This window comes from Azospirillum brasilense, from assembly GCF_005222205.1.
GTDB lineage: Bacteria > Pseudomonadota > Alphaproteobacteria > Azospirillales > Azospirillaceae > Azospirillum > Azospirillum brasilense_G.
Map to the genome: position 1 here is coordinate 1,312,382 of NZ_CP032345.1, position 21,223 is coordinate 1,333,604.

A 21,223-nucleotide genomic window follows, 5' to 3' on the forward strand; every position below is an offset into this window, starting at 1 on the left:
CGGCTTGCGGTTCCGAAGGCGGCGCGCGGCCAGGTGGCCGAAGCGCGCCGCGTTGCAGCATCGGGGCGCAATGCCTATAGTTCCGCCCCAGCACCCCCACAGCCCGTCCCCCACCCCGCGCAAGGAGCACCGGCGTGCCGCACAAGACCGGCAACCCCTGGACCGTCCTGACGACCAAGCCGATCTACGAGAATCCGTGGATGCGGGTGGTGGAGCACGATGTGCTGACCCCGCTCGGCAACCCCGGCATCTACGGCGTCATGCACGCCCAGAATCTGGCGACCGGTGTGGTTCCCATCGACGACCAGGGCCGCGTCACTCTGGTCGGCCAGTACCGCTTCCCCTTGGAGCAGTACAGCTGGGAGATCCCGGAAGGCGGCGGCAAGAAGGGCGTCGAGCCGGTGGAGTCGGCCAAGCGCGAGCTGCTGGAGGAAACCGGCCAGACCGCCCGCCACTGGCTGCCGATCCTGACCATGCACCTGTCCAACAGCATCACCGACGAGACGGCCCACTGCTTTCTCGCCTGGGGGATCGAGCAGGGGCAGGCCGAACCGGAGGAGACGGAGGTCCTGCAGCTGCGCCACGTCCCCTTCGCCGAGGCCTACGCCATGGTCAAGCGCGGCGAGATCACCGACGCCATCGCGGTGGCCTGCCTGATGAGGGTCCGCCTGATGGCGCTCGACGGCGACCTGCCCGAGGACGTCACCCGCCTGATCCTGGGTTGAGGGAAGACGTCATGCAGGCTGTCGCCATCGATTTCGAAACCGCCAACGAGTCACGGACCAGCGCCTGTTCCATCGGCGTCGCCTGGATCGAGGACGGACGCGTGGTGGAGACGGAGGAGCATCTGATCCGCCCGCGGGAGATGCGCTTCAACCCCTTCAACACCGCCGTCCACGGGCTGCGGGCGGAGGATGTCGCCGGCGCGCCGGAATTCCCGGAGGTCTGGCGCCGCTTCGCCCGGCGGCTGGAGGGCCGACTGGTGCTGGCCCACAACGCCTCCTTCGACATCAGCGTGCTGCGCCACACGCTGGACGATTACGGTCTGGACTGGCCGGCCTGCAGCTACCTCTGCACCGTGGTGCTGGCGCGCAAGGCGTGGCCGCAGCTGGCCGCGCACAAGCTGAATTATCTGGCCGACCATCTGGGCATCGCGCTCGACCACCACCGCGCCGGCAGCGACGCCGAGGCCTGCGGGCGCATCGCCCTCGCCGCCACCCGCGTGCTGGGGCTGGAGCGGCTGGCCGACATCGCCGCGGCCACCGGCATCACGTTCGGGCAGCTGGCGCCGGGCGGCTACAGCCCCTGCAAGGGCGGCAATCCGCCGCCCCGGCGGCGGCGTCTGGTGCCGGTGATCTGAAGCTCAGCGCTCGACCAGATAGCGCAGGGTCAGCGTCGTGCGCGTCACCGGCTCGGCGACCGTCAGGGCGGCGTCGGCGTAGCGCGGCGGGCCGAAGCGCATGGGGGCGTCGTTGCTGAAGCCGACTCCCTCCGTCGGCAGGCCGAGGAAGTTGCGGTCGAGTTCGAGATTCTGGTTCTCGTCATGAAAGGACTGCACCGCGTAGGTGCCGGGCGGCACCTTGTGCACCACCACGGTGACGCTGCCCGGCCGCGCCGGCTCCGCCGCGGTGTAGGGGCAGTTGGGTCCCAGGAAGGTCTCCTGGGTGCACACCGCGACCAGCACCTTCCCCTGGGCGTTCGCGACGTTGGCAACGGTGATGGCAAGGTCGCCGGCGATGGCCGGGGCCGTCGCCAGGAGGATCGCCAGAGCGGCCAGCGATCCGACCACCGTGGCGTTGCGGGCGGTCCGGAACTGCCAGTGAATCATGGTGCACCCGTTCGTGAGGTGGACGGATAGGCGCGCCCGCGCCATTCCGCCGGGCGGCCCCGGCGGGCGCGCAGCAGCGCCGACCATTGGATCGCCAGCAGGATCAGGATGCCCACGGGGTGGAGCAGCGCCCCGGCCAGACTCTGGCGGAAACGCAGGGCCAGCAGCAAGCGCAACGACAGACCTGCCGCCACGGCCAGCGCCGCCAGGGCGGCAGCCCCCTCCGGCAGCGGGTCAAGCGCCGCCCAGCCCAGCAGCAGCCAGGGCAGGACATGGCCGCCGAACAGCAGCAGGGTCCAGACCGGCAGGGCGACCGGGGTCGCCATCCCCTCCGTCGCGTTCTTCGAGAAGCCGGACCACACCTCCCGCCAGCCGCGATACATCCGGCAGCGGGCGAGGCCGGTCGCGTCGAACAGGTCGGTCCCCTGCCCCGCCCGGCGGAAGGCCCGCGGCAGCGTCACCCCGTCGTGCAGCGAGGTCGCGATGGCGGCGTGGCCGCCGGCCGTCTGGTAGGCATCCCGCCGCACCGCAATCAACTGGCCGCAGGCGGCGGCGAAGCCCGGATTGCCCGACCAGCGCATCCCGACCATCGGCAGATAGCCGAGCAGCAGGACATGGATCAGCGGGATCACCAGCGCCTCGGCCAGGGTGCCGGTCTCCTGGCGCGGGAAGCCGCTGACCAGCCCCGACCTGCCCGCCAGCAGCGCGCCGCAGGCCAGCCGGGCGGCGTCCGGGGCCAGCCGCACGTCGGCGTCCTGGAACAGCAGCACCGGGTGCCGCGCCAGACCGGCGAGCGCCTGGCAGGCGTGCTGCTTGCCCGACCAGCCGGGCGGCAGCGGCGGCGCCGTCTCCACGCGCAGGCGCGGGTCGCGAGCGGCGATGGCGCGGACGATCTCCGCCGTGCGGTCGGTGGAATGGTCGTCCAGCACCACCACCTCCACCGTCACGCCGCAGCTGGACAGCGCCGCCCGCACCGCGGCGGCGATGGTGGCCTCCTCGTTGCGGGCGGGAATCAGGATGCTGACGGCGGCCCCCGGCGGCGGCTCGGCCCGCGGGCGACGGTAGAGGCACAGATTCACGAGGCCCAGCCCCAGAGGCAGCAGGGCGAGCGCCAGAGCCAGCGCGGCCAGCAGCGTGACGGTGGGCATCAGCGGGGGGTCCCTTTCGTGTCCGGTGCATCACCATGGCTGGCCGTGAAGCGTTGCCCACCGACCCAGGCCCGCGCGCGGCGCCACAGGTCGTAGACGCCGCCAACCCCCACCGTGCCGTCGATCAGCGTCAGGAAGCGCGCCGGGTCGCGGCTCTGCGCGTCGAGCGCCAGCGCGTCCATCGCCGCCTCCAGCCGGCGCTCCAGCGCGGCGGCGATGTCCGGCACCGGCCAGCCGGCGAAGGCGGAGGCATCCACGGGCTCGCCGAAGCGGGCCAGCGCCTCCGGCGTGCTCTCGTCCCAGAACGGGTATTCCACGGCGAGCGGCACGACCACCGCCTCGGGTGCGCGGCGGACCAGATGGGCGATGCCCGGCCGCAGGCTGACGGGCCGGCGGCGCGGATCGGTGAAGGCGCCCTCCGCGGTGATCCACAGCATGGAGCGCGGGTCGGCCAGGATGCGCCGGCCATGGTGCAGAAAGGCGGCGGCCCCGGCCCGGCCCGGCTCGACCCCGAACAGGCCGATGCGCGCCATGAAGCGGTACCGGCGCAGCATCGCCGCCTCGATGGGACCGTAGCCCGGCCGGTCGCGGAAGCGGGTCGTCCCCATCACGATCAGCAAGGCGGGGTCCCACCAGGACGGGTGGTTCAGGCAGACGATCACCGGCCGGTCGGGCGGCAGGGCCGGCCAGCCCGGCCGGGCCAGCCGCACCGCGTGGAAGTCGCGCCGCATCCGCCGCGCCATGACGGCGCCGAAGAAGCGGCAGAGCGCCGGAGAGCGCAACGCGACCGGATCGTCGTTCAGCCAGTCATCCCCCATCCCTGGCCCCATCCCTGGCCCCATCCCTGGCCCCATCCCCACCCCTCAGGCGACGGCGCGCAGGTCGGTGTCGCGCGCCCCGCTCCGGAGGTCCTGGTCCAGGCTGTCGGCGGCGATCCAGCCCGACATCAGCACCATCGGCATGCCCGGCCCCGGATGGGCGGCCCCACCGGCCAGATACAGCCCCTCCACGTCGCGGGAGCGGTTGCCCGGCTTGAAGGCGCCCATGAAGCGACCATGGCTGGCCAGCCCGTAGATGGCGCCGTTCAGCACGCGGTAGCGGTCGTGGATGTCCTGCGGGGTCAGGACGCGCTCGACGCGGATGCGGTCCTCCAGGTCGGCCATGCCGGCGGTGCGCTTCAGCTTGTCGAAGACCACGCGGCGGTAGTCCGGCAGCATCCGCGACCAGTCGTGGTGCGGCCGCAGGTAGGGGGTGTGGACCAGCACATAGAGCGCCTCGCCCCCCGGCGGCGCCACGCCGGGCTCGGTGCGGGCGGGGGCGGCGATGTAACAGGTCGGGTCGGGCGCCGGCTCGCCGCGGCGGTAGATCCATTCGAACTCCTCCGCCGGGTCGCGGGAGAAGACGAAGTCGTGGTGCAGCAGATGGTCGTAGCCGCGGTCGAGCCCGAGATAGAAGACCACGCCCGAGCAGGCCGGCTCGTAGCGGCGGCGCTTGCGGAAGCGCTTGGCCGGGGCGCCGCCCACCAGCTCCTCGTAGGTGCGGACGGAATCCATGTTGGACACCACCGCCGACACCGGGATGCGCTCCCCACTCTCGGTCTCGACGGCGGTGACGCGCTTGTCGGTCACCTCCAGCCGGCGCACGCCGGTGCCGGTGCGGATCTCGACGCCGAGGCGCCGGGCCACCCGCTCCAGCGCCAGCGGAACGGCGCGGGTGCCGCCCATCGGATACCAGACGCCGTCGTTGGTCTGCATGTGCGCGATGGCGCAGAGCACCGCCGGGGAGCCGTAGGGGGAGGACCCGACATACTGGGTGAAATGGTCGAGCATCTGGGCGGCGCGGGCGTCGGGGACGTGGCTGCGGATGGTGCCGGCCACCGTGCTGCCCATGCGCAGCGCCAGCACGTCGGACAGGGTGCTGGTGTTCATGCTGTCGCGGAACTTCAGCGTGTCGCCCAGATCCTCCACCGACTTCCAGAAGAAGAAGCGTTCGGAAATGCCGTGCAGACGCTCCGACAGCGCCTGGAAGCGTCGGTAGCCCTCCCCGGCGCCGCGACCGGGAGTCAGCCGGTCGAGTTCCGCGGCCATCGCGCCGATGTTCTCCGACAGGTCGAGCAGGGTGCCGTCGTCGAAGAAGCAGCGCCATTGCGGCTCCAGCCGGACCAGCTCCAGCTCGCGGTCGAGGTCGCAGCCGGCCTCCGCCAGGATGCGGCGCAGGACGCGCGGCACCGTCAGGATGGTCGGCCCCATGTCGAAGCGGAAGCCACCCTCCTCCAGCACCGCCGCCTTGCCGCCGACCCAGCCGTTCTTCTCCAGAAGCACGACCTTGTGGCCGCGCGCCGCCAGAACCACCGCCGACGCCAGCCCGCCCAGGCCGCCGCCGATCACCGCGATCCGATCCGTCATGCCAATCCCCCCGCTACGGCCCGCTTGGGCAGGCCGGACAGTCCCATGGTTTCGCTGCGCCAGGGCGTCGGCAGGCCCAGTTCCGAGGCCAGCAGCCGCGACGTGATGCGCGCGCCTTCGAAGATCACCGGCAGGCCGCTGCCGGGGTGGGTGCCGCCACCGACGAGATAGACGCCGTCCAGATCCTCGAACCGGTTGTGCGGACGCAGGTGGAGCATCTGGTCCAGGCTGTGCGCCAAGTTGAAGGTGGCGCCGCGGTGCACGGCGAACTGGCGGTCCCAGTCGGCCGGCGTCACCACGCGCTCCACCCGGATGCGGCGCTCCAGATCGCTCAGGCCGAAGCCGGCCAGCCGGTCGAGCACGAGGCGGCGGTAGCGCGGCGCCTCGGCCGTCCAGTCGATGTGGCCGCGCTGGTGGCCGACCGGCACCAGGATGTAGAGGGTGCTGCCGCCGGGCGGAGCCAGATCGGGGTCGCTGACGCAGGCGTTCTGCACGTAGATCGACGGGCGGCGCGGCATCTCGCGGCCATCCTCGATCTCGGCGAGGTTGCGGGCGTAATCCTCCGCCAGATAGACGGTGTGGTGGTCCAGCCCCTCCATCCGCCCCTCGATCCCGAGATAGAGCATGAAGGTGGAGCAGGAGAATTTCTTGGTGGCGATGCGGGCGTCGCTCCAGCGGCGGCGCAGATCGTCGGGCACCAGCGTGGTCATCGCGCGGGCGAAGTCGGCGTTGATGACCAGCGCGTCGGCCGGATACTCGCCGGCCTCCGTCCGCACCCCCACGGCGCGGCGGCCCTGGAAGCGGATGTGGCGCACCGTCTCGTTCAGCCGCACGGTGACGCCGAGGCTCTCGGCTACCCGCCGCATCGCCTCCATCACCGCCTCGGTGCCGCCGCGCGGGTGGAAGACGCCGTGCTCATGCTCCAGGAAGGACAGGATGGTGAACAGGCTGGGGCAGCGGAAGGGCGACATGCCCAGATACTTGCTTTGGAAAGAAAAGGCGAGGCGGACGCGCGGGTCCTGGAAGTAACGGGACAGGTCGCGGTCGACCGAGCGCTGCGGCGAAAGCCGTCCCAGCGCCTTCAGCATCGGCAGCGACGCCAGCGCCCAGGGGCTGGAGAAGTCGGTTTCCAGGATCGGGCGGAACAGCTCCATCTTCGCGCGGTTGTCGGCCAGGAAACGCGGCAGGCCCTGGGCGTCGCGCGGGTCGAGGCGCGCGATCTCCGCCATCAGCGCCTTCATCTCGGCATGGACCCGCAGCTCCCCTCCGGCCTCGAAGACCAGCCGGTAGAGCGGGTCGAGGCGGATCAGATCGACCTCGTCCGACAGGCGGCGCCCGCAGGCCTCGAAGATCTCCTCCAGGATGCGGGGGTAGAGGAAGAAGGTCGGGCCGCTGTCGAAGCGGTACCCGTCGAGCGCGAAGCCGGCCGACCGGCCGCCGACGCGGTCCTGCCGTTCCAGCACGGTGACCTTCGCCCCGGTGAGCGCCAGGAGCATCGCGGATGCCAATCCACCGGGCCCAGCGCCAATGATCACGACTTGCCGTTCCATCCGCTTGTCAAACGCTCCCGAGCTGCCGACTTGTGTGAAGGCAGTTACGAACATGGACCGGAAATGGATCACAGCCACAAAGCCACCTCTCCAGGCGTAACCCCTTGGACAAGCGGGGCCGGCGATCCATTTTCCATTGCGCGCGCGGCGTGGGCCGGCGGCAATACAGGCGAAAGACTGTCCATCATCCGCAAAATCCGCCGCCGCATTGCGGCGGATGCGAAGGAACTCGTGCACACTCTGGCGACCCGCCCCGGACGCAGCGCGGCCGAGAGCCTGAGCGCGGAAATCCTGCCGCTCGCCGAAGCCTGCCGCTTCCTGGAGCGCGAGGCCGCCGCGCTGCTGGCGCCGCGGCGCCTGGGCGCGCGAGGCCGCCCGGCCTGGCTGTTCGGCGTCGCGTCGGAGGTGCGGCGGGAGCCCTTCGGCACCGTCCTGATCGTCGGCCCCTCCAACTACCCGCTGCTGCTGCCGGGGGTGCAGGCGCTCCAGGCGCTGACCGCCGGGAACGCCGTGCTGGTCAAGCCGGCGCCCGGCTGCTCCGCACCGATGGAACGGCTGGCCGACTGGCTGGCCGAGGCCGGTCTGCCCGACGGGCTGTTCCAGCTTCTGGACGAATCACCCGACGCGGTGTCCGACGCGATCGCCGCCGGCATCGACAAGCTGGTGCTGACCGGATCGGCCGGCACCGGCCGGACGGTGGCCCGCCAGCTCGCCGATTCGCTGGTGCCCTCCACCATGGAATTGTCGGGCAACGACGCGGTGTTCGTCCTGCCGGGGGCCGACCTCGGCACGGTCGCCCGCGCGCTGGCCTTCGGCCTGCGCCTCAACGGTTCCGCCACCTGCATCGCGCCGCGCCGGGTCTTCGTGCCGCGCGCCCAGGCGGCGGCGCTGGAGGACGCCTTGACGCGCAGCGCGGCGGCGATCCCGCCGGCGGCGGTGCCCCTGCCGCTGCGGCGCCGGCTGGTCGGGCTGGTCCGCGCGGCGATGGCGGAGGGCGCCCGCCCGCTCGGCCCTCTGCCCGAGGACGCCGACCCGGCGATGGCACCGCTGATCGTGGCCGACGCGCGGCCGGGCATGGCGCTGCTGCGCGAGGAGCTGTTCGCCCCCATCCTGTCGCTGGTGCCCGTCCGCGACATGGAGGAGGCGCTGGAGGCCGCCGCCGCGAGCCCCTACGCGCTCGGCGCCTCGGTCTTCGGGCCGGAAGCGGAGGCCTGCGCGCTGGCCGGGCGGCTGGACGCCGGGACGGTGACGGTCAACGACCTGATCGTGCCGACCGCCGATCCCCGCCTGCCCTTCGGCGGACGGCGCGCCAGCGGCTGGGGCGTCACGCGCGGGGCCGAAGGGCTGCTGGAGATGACGCGGGTGAAGACCGTCTCGGTGCGGCGCGGCCGGCGGCTTCCCCACACCGACCCGCCGCGCGACGGCGACGCGGCGCTGATGCTGGCGGCGCTCCGCCTGCTCCACGGCGGTCCCGGCGCCCGCGCCGGGGCGGTCCGGACCCTGATCCAGGCCCTGCGCGACCGCCGGACCGACTGACCCGGAGACCATCGTGACGACAGCTTTGATTCTCGCCGTCCTGATCGGCGCCGTCGCCGGTTCGCGCACCATGCTCGCGCCGGCGGCGGTTTCCTGGGCCGCCTATTGCGGCTGGCTCGACCTGTCGGGAAGCTGGCTGTTCTTTCTTGGCCACCCGGTCTCGCCCTGGGTCTTCACCGCGATGGCGGTTGGGGAGCTGGTCACCGACAAGTTGCCGAACACCCCCAGCCGCAAACGCCTCTTCCCCTTCGCCAGCCGCATCGCCAGCGGCGCCATCGCGGGCGCGGCCATCGGCGCGGACGCGGGGGCGTGGGTCCCCGGATTGCTCGCCGGCGGGCTCGGCGCGGTCGCCGGCACGCTCCTCGGCTACGAGGCGCGCCGGCGCATGGCCGCCGCCTTCGGCCGCGACCGGCCGGCGGCGCTGATCGAGGACGCGGTGGCGCTCACCGTCGCCCTGCTCGTCGTCGCCGCGGCTTGAGCCGCTGCTCGGAGACGGAGGGCGTCAGCGCGCCGCGGCGCCGCCCCGCTCCGGGAACAGACCCAGCAGACCCTCCCGGCTCGCCGGGCAGACGCCGCGCTCGGTCACCAGACCGGTCACCAGACGGGCCGGGGTGACGTCGAAGCCGTAATTGACCGCCGGGCTGCCGGCCGGGGTGACGCGGACGGTCTCGATCCGCCCGTCGGCGGTGAGGCCGGTCAGCTCGGTCACCTCGCGGGCGTCGCGCTCCTCGATGGGGATTTCCTTCACCCCGTCCGCCATGCCCCAGTCGATGGTCGGCGAGGGCAGCGCGACGTAGAAGGGCACGCCGTTGTCCTGGGCGGCCAGCGCCTTCAGGTAGGTGCCGATCTTGTTGCAGACGTCGCCGGTCGCCGTGGTGCGGTCGGTGCCGACGATGCACAGGTCGACCATGCCGTGCTGCATCAGGTGGCCACCGGTGTTGTCGACCACCACCGTGTGGGGCACGCCGTGGCGGTTCAGCTCCCAGGCGGTCAGGCTGGCGCCCTGGTTGCGCGGGCGCGTCTCGTCCACCCAGACATGCAGGCGGACGCCCTCCTCGACAGCGACATAGACCGGGGCGAGCGCGGTGCCCCAATCGACGGTGGCGAGCCAGCCGGCGTTGCAGTGGGTCAGCACGTTCACCGGCTCGCCCGGGGCCTTGCGGCGGGCGGCCTCGCGGATCAGGGCGGCGCCATGCTCGCCGATGGCGCGGTTGATGGCGACGTCCTCGTCGCAGACCGCGGCGGCCTCGGTGTAGGCGGCCCCGGCGCGGGCGGCGGGCGGCAGCGGCGCCAAGCGGGCGCGCATCCGCTCCAGCGCCCAGCGCAAGTTGACCGCGGTCGGGCGGGTGGCGAGCAGCCGCGCGCCGGCCTCCTCCAGCGCCGCGTCGGATGGGTCGGCCCGCATGGCCAGCGCGACGCCGTAGGCGGCGGTCGCCCCGATCAGCGGCGCGCCGCGCACCAGCATGGCCCGGATGGCGTGGGCGGCCTCCTGCAGGTTGGTCAGCCGCGCGACGGCGAAATCATGCGGCATCCGCGTCTGGTCGATGATCTCCACAGACCAGCCGTCCTGCGCCAGCCAGATCGTGCGATAGGCCGTGCCGTCGATCTTCATACGCCATACTCCCCGCGCTCGATGCTGCTTCGGCCTTTCGGCCCGGCGCGACAATAGGGGGTGGCGCGGCGCGGTTCAACGGGCGTACCCAGGGAACAGGAGCCTGCAAAAAAGTGTTGGTCCGCCACGAAAGCCACCACCGTCCATGCCCCGAAGCACCGTCCCCATGCCCCTCCGCGCCCTGCGATCCAAAGGTTCCCCTCTGCTCTACCGGATGCCGGGATCGGCGCTGGTGCTGATGGTCTGCGCGGTGGCGCTGCTGCTGACGCTCGGCCTGTCGGCCAGCTTCGCGTTGCGCGACCGGTCGGCGGCCCTGCAGCACGCCCAGGACACCGCCGGCAACGCCAGCCTGCTGGTCGCCGAGCATGCGGCCCGGCTGGTGGAGACCAGCGACCTGATCCTGAAGCAGGCGGTCCAGCTCGCCGGACCGGCGGACGCCCCGCTGCCCGGCGACCGGGCGGGGTGGGAGCGTTACGCGGCGCTGGTGCGGGGCACGCCCTATCTGGTGTCGATCTGGCTGTTCGACGCCGAGGGGAACGCCGTCCTGACCACCCGCCGCTTTCCCACCCCGGCGATGAACGTCGCCGACCGCGATTACTTCGTGGCCCAGCGGACCGGCGGCAGCGAGGCGGGCGGCCATCTCTTCATCACCGCCCTGGACAACAGCCGGTACAGCCAGGAGCCGCTGATCCTGCTCGCGCGACCGCTGGCCGCCGCACCGGGTCAATTCCGCGGCGTGGCCCTCGTCGCCGTCTCGCCGCGCTACGTCCGCGACATCTACAAGAGCTTCGACTTCGACTACGCACGTTCCATCACCCTGCGCCGGGCCGACGGCACGGTGCTGCTGCGCGAGACCCAGGGGCCGGACGCCACCGACAGCGCCGCGGCGGAGGCCGCCGGGGAGCCGGAGATCACCGCGCTCCGCCGGGTCGACAGCGTGCCGCTGACCGCGGAGGTGGCCATCCCGGTGAGCAGCGTCATGGAGCGCTGGCAGGGGCAGCTCTGGACCTACATCTCCTACGCGCTGGCGGCGCTGGCCGCGGTGTCGGTGATCGGCGGGATGGCCTTGCAGCGCGCCCGGCGGGAGCGGCAGGCGGAGAACGCGCTCCAGCACGCCTACGACACGCTTGAGGAACGGGTCCACCAGCGCACCGCGGAGCTGGAACAGACCAACGCCCAGCTTGAAACGGCGGTGACCGACAAGGAGGTCCTGCTGAAGGAGGTCCAGCACCGGGTGAAGAACAACCTCCAGGTCATCTGCAGCCTGTTGCGCCTCCAGGCCGCCCGCATCGACGAGCCGGCCCGCCGCGCCTTCGACGAGAGCCTGCGCCGCATCCAGTGCATGAGCCTGATGCAGGAGCTGCTCTACCGCTCCGACCAGCCGGCGCGCATCGATTTCGCCGATTACCTGCGCCAGCTCTGCGACGGGCTGGTCCGCTCGACCAACCCGACCGGGGCGCGGCTGACGGTGAACGCCCCCCAGCCCTGGAGCCTGGACGTCGATCAAGCCACCCCGCTCGCCCTGATCGCCAGCGAACTGGTCTCCAACGCGCTGCTCCACGCCTTCCCCCTCGGCCATCCCGGCACGATCACGGTCACGCTGCTGCCGGAGGGGGAGGAGGGCATGACGATGGTGGTGCGCGACGATGGAACCGGCCTGCCGCCGGATCCGTCGGCCGTCCAGCACCGCGCGACCGACAAGCGTCAAAGCGGGCTGGGGCTGGTCCTGGTCCGGGCGCTGTCCCAGCAGGCCGGGGCGCAGGTGACCATCGAGCGCCAGCCGGACGGCGGGCCGGGCACCCGCTTCATCGTGTCGGTGCCGACCCTTTCGAAAGCCCAGACGAAGGCAGCCTGAGGAACGATCAGGGCCGCGGCGGCTCCAGCCTCAGATAGACCATGGCGGCGGCGAGCGCGCTGGCGTAGGCGTCCTCCCCGGTGCGCGGCGGCAGGTCGAGATCGCGCAGGATGCTGTCCAGCCGCAGGTCGACCGCGTATTTGCCGGGCGCCTTGGCCTTGCGGCCGTAATAGAGGCTGGACACCTCGATGCGCGGGTTCGGCAGGGCCATGCCCACCATCGGCTGCACCAGCCGGTCGAGAAGCCCCACGGTGAAGTCCAGGTAGTAGCCGACCAGCGGCCGGTTGCCGATGAAGGCCAGCAGGCGGGACAGCGCCGGCTCCGCCGGTTCGGTGGGCCAGAAGGACAGGATCAGGCGCTGGCTGGTCAGGACGCGGCTGCCGCGGATGCGCACCGCCGCGATGCTCCGCAGGTCGGCCGTGGCCGCGTCGAAGGAGGTGGCCTCGCAATGGATCGCCACCCGCTCCCCGCTTTCCTCCCCCGACAGCAGAAGGGCGCGGTCGGGATGTTCGGGCACGGCCGGAACAACGGACGGCGCGACCGCCCCGTTGGCCACCACACCGGCAATGGTCTCGGTCGGCATGCCGCCTCCTCTCCCCGCTCCCGGCGGGTCAATGGTTCAGGTGGAAGTGGTAGGCGAGCAGTTCCTTGAACTTCTTCACCAGCGCCAGGCAATCCTTGAACTGGTCGCGGTCGAGCTTGCCCAGGGACTCCGTGCGGACGAGGTTGTCGGTCTGGGTGCCGGACACGCTGCCGTCCAGCCCGGCCTTCAGCCGCAGCGTCGACAGGAAGGTGAAGGCGTCGGCCAGTTCGCCCGCCATGCCGCGGTCGAGAACGCCCTGGTCGGCGAGCGCCCAGATGCGCTCGGTCGTGTTGGTCTCGGCCATGTGCTTCTCCAGCGCCAGCGCGCGGACGCCATGGACGATGGGGAAGATCCCGGCCTTCTTGATGTCCACCGCCTCGCCGCGGCGTCGCTCGAACAGGCCGCCGAACAGCCCCGACGGCGTGTCGAAGGCCAGCGCCGGGCGGGCGAAGGCGGTGAAGAACATCTGGTTGTCCTGAAGCCGGCCGAGCAGGTAGCCCTTCGCCTCGGCCAGCAGGGACGCGTCCCCGGCCACCGCCGCCGCGTCGTAGAAGATGGCGAGATTCATCTGCGCCGCCTCGTCGGGGCGGTGGATCCAGTGGAAGAGGGAATCCTTGTACAGCGCCAGCGGACGCGTCCAGTCCGGGTTGGACACCATGATCCGCCCCGGGCAAGGCGGGTAGCCGAACGCGACCAGATGGCGGGTGAAGGCGTCGGTCACCTGCGCCAGCGTCGGGCAGTCGTAACCGTCGCGCAGGATCAGCCCGTTGTCCTGGTCGGTCTTCAGGAGCTGCTCGCCGCGCCCCTCGCTGCCCATCACGATCAGGCAGGAATTGGCCAGCAGGTCCGGCGGCGCCAGCAGCTCGAACAGGCGGCGGAAGATCTTGCGGTTCAGCTCGGTCACGAGGTCGGCGATGAAGGAGACCTTGACGCCCGTGCCGTGCAGCGTGCGGATCAGCCCGACGATGTCCTGGCTGGCCCGGCCCAGATCCTCCGGCGTCGCGGCGCGCTCGACCTTGAGCGCGACGACCTGGGAATGGTTGGACAGGACGGCCAGCAGGTCGGTCTGCTCCAGCAGGCCGACGACCGCCCCCTGCTCGGTGATGACCAGACGGCGCACCGAATGCTTGGTCATCAGGATCAGCGCGTTGAACAGCAGGTCGTCGCGGTCCAGCGCCAGCAGCTCGTAGCGGGCGAGCGGCCCGACCGGGCTGTCCACCGGCCGCCCCTCCAGCACCACGAGGTCGCGCAGGTCGGTGCCGGTCAGGATGCCGATGCGCCCCCCCTTTTCGGATCGCCATCCCGGACCAGCACGCTGCTCGCCTGCTCCCGCTTCATCGCCGCCGCGGCGTCGCGCAGAGACGCCCCGGCCGCGACGAAGACCGGCGGGTGCAGATAGGCCTGCCGGATGCGCGCCATCGTCAGCGCGGCGGTCTCGCGGTTGGACCGCTCGTTGGCCAGCGCGCTCAGCCGGTCGGCGAACTCCTGCTGGATCACCGCGCCGAAGGCGGCGTTCTCGTGCGCCAGTTCGAGAAGAATCGGACGCGGCACCAGATCGCACAGCGTGTCCTCCGCCGCGACGAAGCTGCGCGCCTGCCCGTCGGAGAACAGAGCCTGGAGGTCGAAGCTGTCGTGGGCGCCGTGCACCGCCACCACCTCGCCGCCCCGGCGTTCGTGGACCAGCCCCTGCCGCACCACGAACAGGCAATCCGCCGGCTCGTCCCGGCTCAGGATCACCCCGTCCCGGGCGTAGACGCCGAGGTCGAGCGCGGCGGCGAGCCGCTGCCGCTGCTCCGGCGTCAGGCGGTCGAAGGGGGAGACGGAGAAATCGAAAGCGTCGGACAAAATCCGCTCCACGAACCGGCGGGTGAATAAAAAAGGCGCCCCAAGACCGTGGTCTTGAGGCGCCTTGAAGATTACACCAGCCCCTTCATCTGCGGAAGGTGGGTGCGACCATTCGCATTAGTGAGCGGAAGCCCCTTCGGCGCCCAGGCCGGTCTGCGACCGGATGTACTGGGCCTTGTAGGCCTCGCGCTCGTCATGCGCCGCCTTGCTGTTGTCGGTGATCGAGAAGAACCAGATCGCCAGGAACGACAGCGGGATGGTGAAGACGCCCGGGTTGTCGTACGGGAAGAGGGCGGCCGGGTTGCCCAGCACCGACTTCCACACGGTCGGGCCCAGGATCAGCAGCGTCACCGAGGAGATCAGGCCGATCCAGCCGCCGAGAACGGCGCCACGGGTGGTCATCCGGCTCCAGAACATCGACATCAGCAGAACCGGGAAGTTCGCCGAGGCCGCGATCACGAAGGCGAGGCCGACCATGAAGGCCACGTTCTGGTTCTCGAAGGCGATGCCGAGGAAGATCGAGACGATGCCGATGACCACGGTGGTGATCTTCGACACGCGGATCTCGTCATGCTCCGACGCGCGGCCCTTGGCGATCACCGAGGCGTACAGGTCGTGCGACACGGCCGAGGCGCCGGCCAGCGTCAGGCCCGCGACCACCGCGAGGATGGTGGCGAAGGCCACGGCCGAGATGAAGCCGAAGAACAGGTCGCCGCCCACCGCGTGCGCGGTGTGGATGGCCGCCATGTTGGAGCCGCCGATGATCATCGACGGGTTGGGCTTTCCGCCCGCCGCCGCCAGCTTGGCCGCGTCGAGGAACGGATAGGCGCCGGTGGCGTCCGGGGCCAGCAGCAGCACGATGGCGCCGAAGCCGATGATGAAGGTCAGGATGTAGAAGTAGCCGATGAAGCCGGTCGCGTAGAACACCGACTTGCGGGCCTCCTTGGCGTCCGACACCGTGAAGAAGCGCATCAGGATGTGCGGCAGGCCGGCGGTGCCGAACATCAGCGCCATGCCCAGCGAGATCGCCGAGACCGGGTCGGTGATGAGGGCGCCCGGCGCCATGATGCCGGTCGCCTTCGGGTGGACCTGCACGGCCGTGGAGAACATCGCCTCCGGGCTGAAGCCGAACTTGGCGAGCACCGCGAAGGCCATGAAGGAGGCGCCCGACAGCAGCAGCACGGCCTTGATGATCTGCACCCAGGTGGTGGCGAGCATGCCGCCGAAGGTCACGTAGGCGATCATCAGGACGCCGACGATCACCACCGCCCACAGATAGTCCATGCCGAACAGCAGCTGGATCAGCTTGCCGGCGCCGACCATCTGGGCGATCAGGTAGAAGGTCACCGTGGCGAGCGAGCCGCAGGCGGCCATGGTGCGCATCGGGGTCTGCTGGAAGCGGTAGGAGGCGACGTCGGCGAAGGTGTACTTGCCGAGGTTGCGCAGGCGCTCAGCGACCAGGAACAGGATGATCGGCCAGCCGACAAGCCAGCCCACCGAGAAGATCAGGCCGTCGAAACCGGAGGTGTAGACGAGGCCGGCGATGCCGAGGAAGGACGCCGCCGACATGTAGTCGCCGGCGATGGCGAGACCGTTCTGGAAGCCGGTGATGCCGCCGCCGGCGGCGTAGAAGTCCTTCGCCGACTTCGTGCGGCGCGCCGCCCAGTAGGTGATGCCGAGCGTGGCCAGCACGAAGACCAGGAACATGACGATCGCCGAGAAGTTCGTCGCCTGCTTCTGGACCGCGCCTTCGACCGCCGCCGCGTGCACCGACGCGGGGATGAGCGCGCCGGCCGCGACGGCCGCGACGCCCACACGATTGACCAGCGAACGCATCACTTCGACTCCTCCATGATCTGCCGGTTCAGCTCATCGAACTCGCCGTTCGCCCGATGCACGTAGATGCCGGTCAGGATGAAGGCCGAGATGATGGTGAAGAGGCCGACGGGGATACCCCAGGTGGTCACGCCATTGCCGATCGGGGTACCCAGGAACCCCTTGCCGAAGGCGACCAGCAGGATGAAGCCGAAGTAGATGACGAGCATGGCGATCGAAAGCGTCCACGCGAATGCGCTACGCTTCTGCACCAGCTCCTGAAACTTGGGATTCGCGAGAATCCTCTGAGCGTTTTCTTTCATAGTGCGTCCCCTCGCGAGTGCCGAGCGATTTTTGCAAGGTCATATTAGACACTCGGACCATATGGTCTTTGTAACGAACTATCCCGTCAACAACTTTGATGCAGGCCAACCGCTAAAAAGCGCCTTGACGCAGCCCGCGGCCGTTGTTCCGGAGGTTCGTTCACTAACCCATGGCAGCGAAAGGGCAATGGGGGCACGAAATATTGTGAAGCGTGGGCTTAAGAATTGGTGCGCGGAAGCCAAGGTATGCGACCAAAAGTCACACCTTCCTCCTTCAACTCCTCCGCTTCCTTGTCGGTGGCCTCGCCATAGATCCCGCGTGGATCGGTTTCGCCATAATGGATGCGCCGGGCCTCTTCGGCAAAACGGTCCCCGACATAGTCGCAGTTCGTTTCAACCGCGCGGCGAACTTCCGTCAACTGGCGCATGACTTCCGCCGCGAAGCGCTCGCGCAGTTCCGCCGGCACGGACGGGGTCGTCGGCGCCGGGGGAGCGGCGGGAGCCGCCGCGCCGCCGCCCGCCGCAGGCGTGCCTTCCGGCGCGCCGCCCTCGCGGGCCGCCTCGTCCTTCGCGCGGCCCCCCTTGGCGATGCGCGGCGCCATGGGCGCCTTGGTGATGTGCGTGTCGCCGCAGACCGGGCAGGCGATGGCCTTGGCGGCGGCCTGCGTCTCGTAGGCGTCGCCGTTGCGGAACCAGGCTTCGAACCGGTGGTCGGCCGTGCATTTCAGAACGAAGAGGATCATGTCCCCGTCGGATGCTCCAAGGTGAGAAGACCGGATGGTCATGATATACGGTCGGTGACCGGTTGCCAGTTCAGCACGACGCCGGCGTCGCGGTCAAACACGCGTCATGAAAGAGCGGGAGCGTCCGTCCCTTGTCCACACCGTCCACCGCAGGATCGCCGCACGCCGCGATCAGTCCGCCCTCCCCCTGGGTCGCGCGTTTCGCGCCGCTGGTGCGGGCGGGCGGCCCGGTGCTCGACCTCGCCTGCGGGTCGGGACGGCACCTGCGGCTGTTCCAGGCGCGCAACCACCCGGTGGTCGGGCTGGACCGCGACCTGCGCGGCGTGGCCGACCTGACCGGGACGGCGGGGGTGGAGCTGGTGGAGGCCGATCTGGAGAGCGGAGCGCCGGTGCCGCTGCTGCGCGACCGCCGCTTCGCCGCGATCGTGGTGACCAACTACCTGCACCGTCCGCTGTTCCCGGCCATCCTCGACGCGCTGGAACCCGGCGGCCTGCTGCTCTACGAGACCTTCGCTCTGGGCAACGCCCGCTTCGGCCGCCCCGCCTCCCCCGCCTTCCTGCTGCGCAGTGGCGAGCTGCTGGAGGTGGCGCGCGGGCGTCTCCAGGTCATCGCCTACGAGCATGGCGAGGTCGCCTCGCCCAAGGCCGCGGTGATGCAGCGGCTGTGCGCGGTCAAGGACCTGGAGGCCGGACACGGCCTGGACGGCGACCCGGAACCCAGGCCCCTGCCGGCCTGACGCCCGCTCAGAAGCCGACCCGGTCCAGCGTGAAGGTCCGGTCATGGCTCAGGGCCGGCACCATGCGGCGGGCCTCCTCGACGCGGGCCATGTCCAACTCGGCCAGGACGAAGCCCACCGCCTCCTCGGCGTCGGCCAGCACCTCGCCCCAGGGGGCGACGATCAGGGAGTGGCCGTAGGTCAGCCGTCCCTGGTCGTGGCTGCCGGTCTGGGCCGGGGCCAGGACGAAGCAGCCCGCCTCGATGGCGCGGGCGCGCAGCAGCGTGTGCCAGTGCGCCCGCCCGGTCGGCACGGTGAAGGCCGCCGGCACCGTCAGGATCGACGCTCCGGCCTGGGCCAGCGCCCGGTAGAGATAAGCGAAGCGCAGGTCGTAACAGACGGTCATGCCGACCCCGCCCCAGGGCGTGGCGGCCAGGACCGCGCGGTCGCCGGGCCGGAAGGTCGCGGATTCGCGGTAGCTCTCCCCGCCCTTCAGGTCCACGTCGAACATGTGGAGCTTGTCGTAATGGGCGACGGCCCGCCCTTCGGCGTCGAACAGATAGCTGCGGTTGGCCACCCGCCCGTCGTCGAGCAGGACGCCCAGCGTCCCGGCAAGCAGCCAGGCCCCGGTCTCCCGCGCCAGATCGGCGAAGAAGGGGATCGCCGGGTGCTCGTCCGCCGTCCTCACCCGCTCCAGCACCTTGGCGCGGCCCTGGACGATCATGCTGACATTCTCGGGCAGGGCGATGAAGTCCGCCCCGGCGTCGCGCGCCCGGCGGACCAGATCGCCCGCCGCCTGAAGGTTCGGAAGGATTTCCGTGCCCGCGTTGACCTGGACGCAGGCGGCCTTCAGGACGCCGCTCATCCCCCGATTCCCAGGATCGGGTCGAGCTTGCCGGCACGGTCCAGCGCGTGGATGTCGTCGGAGCCGCCGTAGGGCTTCCCGTCGATGAAGACCTGCGGCACGGTCATGCGCCCCTCGGCCCGCTGCACCATCTCCTCGCGGCGGCCCGGGTGCATGTAGAGGTCGATCTCCTCATACGCCACCCCCTTGCTGTCGAGCAGACGCTTGGCGCGCGAGCAGTAGGGGCAGAAGGGCGTGGTGTAGATGACGACGTCGGCCATGCGGAGGGCTCCTTGGCTGTTTTGAACGGTTATAAGATCAACCGCCGTACGGCGTCACCCGTTACGTTTTCATGGCTCACACCCACGGCTCACGTCTTGACGACGCGCGCCAGGGTCAACGCGTCCACCCGCTCCGCCCCGGCGCGCCGCAGCACCCGCGCGCATTCCGACAGGGTGGCCCCGGTGGTCAGCACATCGTCGACCAGAACGATGCGCTTCCCGGTCACCCGCGCCTCCAGCCCCGGCCGGACCGCGAAGGCTCCCTGGACGTTCCGCCGCCGCCCCGAGCGGTCGAGCCCGCCCTGCGACGGGGTGGACCGCCGGCGGACCAGCAGGTCGGGAAGCACCGGGCGCCCGGCCTGCCGGCCCGCCGCCTGGGCGAGCAGGGCCGCCTGGTTGTAACGGCGCCGGAACAGCCGCAGCCGGTGCAGCGGCACCGGGGCCAGCAGGTCGGCATCGGCCAGCAGCTCCGCCCCGGCGCGGGCCATCCAGGCGCCGTAGGCCGCGGCGGCGTGGATGCGGTCGCCGTGCTTGAAGCCCAGCACCAGCGGGCGGCTGCCGTCGTCGTAGGCCAGGACGGCGCGGGCGCGGGCGAAGACCGGCGGCTCGGCGATGCAGGCGCCGCACAGCGGCTCCCCCTCCAGCGCGAAATCGAAGGGCGTGCCGCAACAGGCGCAAGCGGGCGGCGCGATGAAGGTCAGGCCGCTCCAGCACGGCGCGCAGAGGCCGCCCTGCCGGTCCACCGCCCCGCCGCAGCACAGGCAGCGCGGCGGCAGCAGCGTGTCGAGAATCCCCGCCAGAACCCTGGTCGCCAGCCGCTGCGGAAGGACCATGGCGGCATGCCCCTCTCAGTTCAGGCCGGCGATCCGGTCGAAGATCACGAAGGTGTAGTCGCGCAGCGCGATGTAGATCGCCGGCCCGGTGATGAACAGGATGGCCAGAGTCGCGAAGATCTTGAGGTCCTGCTGCAGCGTCGATTCGTTGATGTTGGTCGCCTGCTGGAAGATCGTCAGCAGCATGCCGAGCACCGTGGTGACGACGAGGACCGGGGTGGTGATCTTGATGATGACGATCAGCGCCTCGTAAGTGGCGCCGATGGCTTCCTCAATGCCCATGGCAAGCTCCCGCAGGTTCGCGGCCGACCATAGCACGGCGCCGCCCTTTCGCCGATGGTTGTAGCCCGCCGGGGCTGGGCTATATTGCGGGCATGACCACGCCCGACAGCATGACCGTCTTCGACCGCGCGCTCGTCCGCCGCCGCCGCGACCGCGCCGTCCCCGCCTTTGCCGAGCACGCCTTCCTGTTCGAAGAGGTGGCCGAACGCCTCGTCGACCGGCTGGAGGATGTGGCCCGGCCCTTTCCCACCGTGCTCGACCTCGGCGCCCATGACGGGGTGATGGGGCGGACGCTGCGCGGGCGCAAGGGCGTCGAGACGCTGGTCGCCTGCGACCTCGCCCCCGGCTTCGCCCGGCGCGCCGGTCCGCTGGCCGTCGCCGCCGACGAGGAGTTCCTGCCCTTCGTGCCGGAGACCTTCGACCTCGTGGTCAGCAACCTCAGCCTCCACTGGGTCAACGACCTGCCCGGCGCGCTGGTCCAGGTGCGGCAGGCGCTGAAGCCCGACGGCTTCTTCTGCGCGGCCATGCTGGGCGGGGAGACGCTGCTGGAGTTGCGCCGCTGCCTGTACGAGGCGGAGATGGAGGTGGCCGGCGGTGTGTCGCCCCGCGTGTCGCCCTTCGCCGAGATCCGCGACGTCGGCGGGCTGATGCAGCGCGCCGGCTTCGCCCTGCCGGTGGTGGACAGCGACGTCATCACCGTCACCTACAGCGACGCCTTCCGCCTGATGCGCGACCTGCGCGGCATGGGCGAGACCAACGCCGTCCTGGCCCGCCGCAAGGTGCCGGCCACCCGCGCCCTGCTGTTCGACGCCGCCCGCCGCTACGCCGAGCGCTACGCCGAGCCGGACGGGCGCATCGAGGCGACCTTCCAGATCCTTTACCTCGCCGGCTGGTCGCCGCACGAGAGCCAGCAGCAGCCGCTCAAGCCCGGCTGCGGGGAGATTCCGTTGGGCGAGGCGCTGAAGGGATCGGCGGAAAAGCTTCAGTAATCCGGAGCGGGGCGGGAGTCAGCGCGGTTCGGATC

The 21,223-nt window shown here is 71.0% G+C and carries 23 protein-coding genes; 7 read left to right on the plus strand and 16 right to left on the minus strand.

What is annotated here, in order from left to right; genetic code table 11:
- The first annotated feature begins 134 nt into the window (after nucleotides 1-134).
- Both D3869_RS06420 and D3869_RS06425 read left to right on the plus strand, forming a co-directional pair.
- Entirely contained in the window at nucleotides 135-725 is a 591-nt protein-coding gene (locus D3869_RS06420) for an NUDIX domain-containing protein (RefSeq protein ID WP_137139379.1), read from the plus strand.
- 11 nt (nucleotides 726-736) lie between these two features.
- A complete protein-coding gene (locus tag D3869_RS06425) occupies nucleotides 737-1,360 on the plus strand; it encodes a 3'-5' exonuclease (RefSeq protein ID WP_137139380.1) in 624 nt (207 codons plus the stop codon).
- Nucleotides 1,361-1,363: 3 nt separating this feature from the next.
- On the opposite strand, the gene D3869_RS06430 is transcribed toward D3869_RS06425, so the two are convergent.
- From D3869_RS06430 to crtI, 5 genes are read right to left on the minus strand one after another with little or no spacing between them, the layout of a single operon-like run.
- Nucleotides 1,364-1,828, minus strand: coding sequence for a DUF2141 domain-containing protein (locus tag D3869_RS06430; protein WP_211114955.1), 465 nt, complete (start codon nucleotides 1,826-1,828; stop codon nucleotides 1,364-1,366).
- Nucleotides 1,825-2,976: a glycosyltransferase gene (locus tag D3869_RS06435; RefSeq protein ID WP_137139381.1), complete on the minus strand. Its 1,152-nt coding sequence runs from the start codon at nucleotides 2,974-2,976 to the stop codon at nucleotides 1,825-1,827. The genes D3869_RS06430 and D3869_RS06435 overlap by 4 nt, the downstream gene beginning before the upstream one ends.
- Nucleotides 2,976-3,794: a lysophospholipid acyltransferase family protein gene (locus tag D3869_RS06440; protein WP_137139382.1), complete on the minus strand. Its 819-nt coding sequence runs from the start codon at nucleotides 3,792-3,794 to the stop codon at nucleotides 2,976-2,978. The genes D3869_RS06435 and D3869_RS06440 overlap by 1 nt, the downstream gene beginning before the upstream one ends.
- Nucleotides 3,795-3,839: 45 nt before the next feature.
- Nucleotides 3,840-5,381, minus strand: coding sequence for a phytoene desaturase family protein (locus tag D3869_RS06445; protein WP_137139383.1), 1,542 nt, complete (start codon nucleotides 5,379-5,381; stop codon nucleotides 3,840-3,842).
- Complete coding sequence (crtI, locus tag D3869_RS06450) at nucleotides 5,378-6,985, minus strand: phytoene desaturase family protein (RefSeq protein ID WP_432613411.1); 1,608 nt, start codon at nucleotides 6,983-6,985, stop codon at nucleotides 5,378-5,380. The genes D3869_RS06445 and crtI overlap by 4 nt, the downstream gene beginning before the upstream one ends.
- A gap of 9 nt (nucleotides 6,986-6,994) precedes the next feature.
- Between crtI and D3869_RS06455 the strand changes: the two genes are divergently transcribed.
- Nucleotides 6,995-8,467, plus strand: a complete 1,473-nt coding sequence (locus D3869_RS06455) for an aldehyde dehydrogenase family protein (protein ID WP_137139385.1) — start codon at nucleotides 6,995-6,997, stop codon at nucleotides 8,465-8,467.
- A 13-nt stretch (nucleotides 8,468-8,480) separates the two neighbouring features.
- On the plus strand, nucleotides 8,481-8,945 hold the full coding sequence (locus D3869_RS06460; RefSeq protein ID WP_137139386.1) for a DUF4126 family protein: 465 nt from the start codon (nucleotides 8,481-8,483) through the stop codon (nucleotides 8,943-8,945).
- Between the two features lie 24 nt (nucleotides 8,946-8,969).
- On the opposite strand, the gene mtnA is transcribed toward D3869_RS06460, so the two are convergent.
- Nucleotides 8,970-10,079: an S-methyl-5-thioribose-1-phosphate isomerase gene (gene mtnA / locus D3869_RS06465; RefSeq protein WP_137139387.1), complete on the minus strand. Its 1,110-nt coding sequence runs from the start codon at nucleotides 10,077-10,079 to the stop codon at nucleotides 8,970-8,972.
- A 166-nt stretch (nucleotides 10,080-10,245) separates the two neighbouring features.
- On the opposite strand from mtnA, the gene D3869_RS06470 reads away from it, so the two are divergent.
- The gene (locus tag D3869_RS06470) at nucleotides 10,246-11,934 is read left to right on the plus strand and encodes a sensor histidine kinase (protein ID WP_137139388.1); all 1,689 of its coding nucleotides are present in this window, start codon (nucleotides 10,246-10,248) and stop codon (nucleotides 11,932-11,934) included.
- Between the two features lie 7 nt (nucleotides 11,935-11,941).
- Here the strand turns inward: D3869_RS06470 and D3869_RS06475 are convergent, their stop codons facing one another.
- From D3869_RS06475 to D3869_RS06495, 6 genes are all read right to left on the minus strand, one after another.
- Nucleotides 11,942-12,517 (minus strand): DNA polymerase III, encoded by a 576-nt coding sequence (locus D3869_RS06475; protein ID WP_247895745.1) that lies wholly within the window; start codon nucleotides 12,515-12,517, stop codon nucleotides 11,942-11,944.
- A gap of 28 nt (nucleotides 12,518-12,545) precedes the next feature.
- Nucleotides 12,546-13,736 carry a putative nucleotidyltransferase substrate binding domain-containing protein gene (locus D3869_RS06480; RefSeq protein WP_247895746.1) on the minus strand — a complete coding sequence of 397 codons (1,191 nt, stop codon included), beginning with the start codon at nucleotides 13,734-13,736 and terminating at the stop codon, nucleotides 12,546-12,548.
- Between the two features lie 44 nt (nucleotides 13,737-13,780).
- Nucleotides 13,781-14,362: a cyclic nucleotide-binding domain-containing protein gene (locus D3869_RS33590; RefSeq protein WP_247895747.1), complete on the minus strand. Its 582-nt coding sequence runs from the start codon at nucleotides 14,360-14,362 to the stop codon at nucleotides 13,781-13,783.
- Nucleotides 14,363-14,479: 117 nt separating this feature from the next.
- Complete coding sequence (locus D3869_RS06485) at nucleotides 14,480-16,198, minus strand: cation acetate symporter (protein WP_137139389.1); 1,719 nt, start codon at nucleotides 16,196-16,198, stop codon at nucleotides 14,480-14,482.
- A complete protein-coding gene (locus tag D3869_RS06490; protein WP_109070658.1) occupies nucleotides 16,198-16,500 on the minus strand; it encodes a DUF485 domain-containing protein in 303 nt (100 codons plus the stop codon). Before D3869_RS06490 ends, D3869_RS06485 begins: the two co-directional genes overlap by 1 nt.
- 218 nt (nucleotides 16,501-16,718) lie before the next feature.
- The gene (locus D3869_RS06495; protein ID WP_137139390.1) at nucleotides 16,719-17,243 is read right to left on the minus strand and encodes a DUF1178 family protein; all 525 of its coding nucleotides are present in this window, start codon (nucleotides 17,241-17,243) and stop codon (nucleotides 16,719-16,721) included.
- A 131-nt stretch (nucleotides 17,244-17,374) separates the two neighbouring features.
- Here D3869_RS06495 and D3869_RS06500 point away from each other — a divergent pair, with 131 nt between their 5' ends.
- Nucleotides 17,375-17,980, plus strand: a complete 606-nt coding sequence (locus D3869_RS06500) for a class I SAM-dependent methyltransferase (RefSeq protein ID WP_137139391.1) — start codon at nucleotides 17,375-17,377, stop codon at nucleotides 17,978-17,980.
- Between the two features lie 7 nt (nucleotides 17,981-17,987).
- Here D3869_RS06500 and D3869_RS06505 read toward each other — a convergent pair whose 3' ends face one another.
- The 4 genes from D3869_RS06505 to D3869_RS06520 form a co-directional block, all read right to left on the minus strand.
- On the minus strand, nucleotides 17,988-18,824 hold the full coding sequence (locus D3869_RS06505; RefSeq protein WP_137139392.1) for a carbon-nitrogen hydrolase family protein: 837 nt from the start codon (nucleotides 18,822-18,824) through the stop codon (nucleotides 17,988-17,990).
- A complete protein-coding gene (gene grxC, locus D3869_RS06510) occupies nucleotides 18,821-19,084 on the minus strand; it encodes a glutaredoxin 3 (protein ID WP_114859043.1) in 264 nt (87 codons plus the stop codon). The genes D3869_RS06505 and grxC overlap by 4 nt, the downstream gene beginning before the upstream one ends.
- Before the next feature lie 89 nt (nucleotides 19,085-19,173).
- Nucleotides 19,174-19,917 (minus strand): ComF family protein, encoded by a 744-nt coding sequence (locus D3869_RS06515; RefSeq protein ID WP_137139393.1) that lies wholly within the window; start codon nucleotides 19,915-19,917, stop codon nucleotides 19,174-19,176.
- 15 nt (nucleotides 19,918-19,932) lie between these two features.
- The gene (locus D3869_RS06520; protein WP_035669536.1) at nucleotides 19,933-20,199 is read right to left on the minus strand and encodes a flagellar biosynthetic protein FliQ; all 267 of its coding nucleotides are present in this window, start codon (nucleotides 20,197-20,199) and stop codon (nucleotides 19,933-19,935) included.
- Nucleotides 20,200-20,291: 92 nt separating this feature from the next.
- Here D3869_RS06520 and D3869_RS06525 point away from each other — a divergent pair, with 92 nt between their 5' ends.
- On the plus strand, nucleotides 20,292-21,188 hold the full coding sequence (locus D3869_RS06525) for a methyltransferase domain-containing protein (RefSeq protein ID WP_137139394.1): 897 nt from the start codon (nucleotides 20,292-20,294) through the stop codon (nucleotides 21,186-21,188).
- The last annotated feature ends 35 nt before the right edge of the window (nucleotides 21,189-21,223 follow it).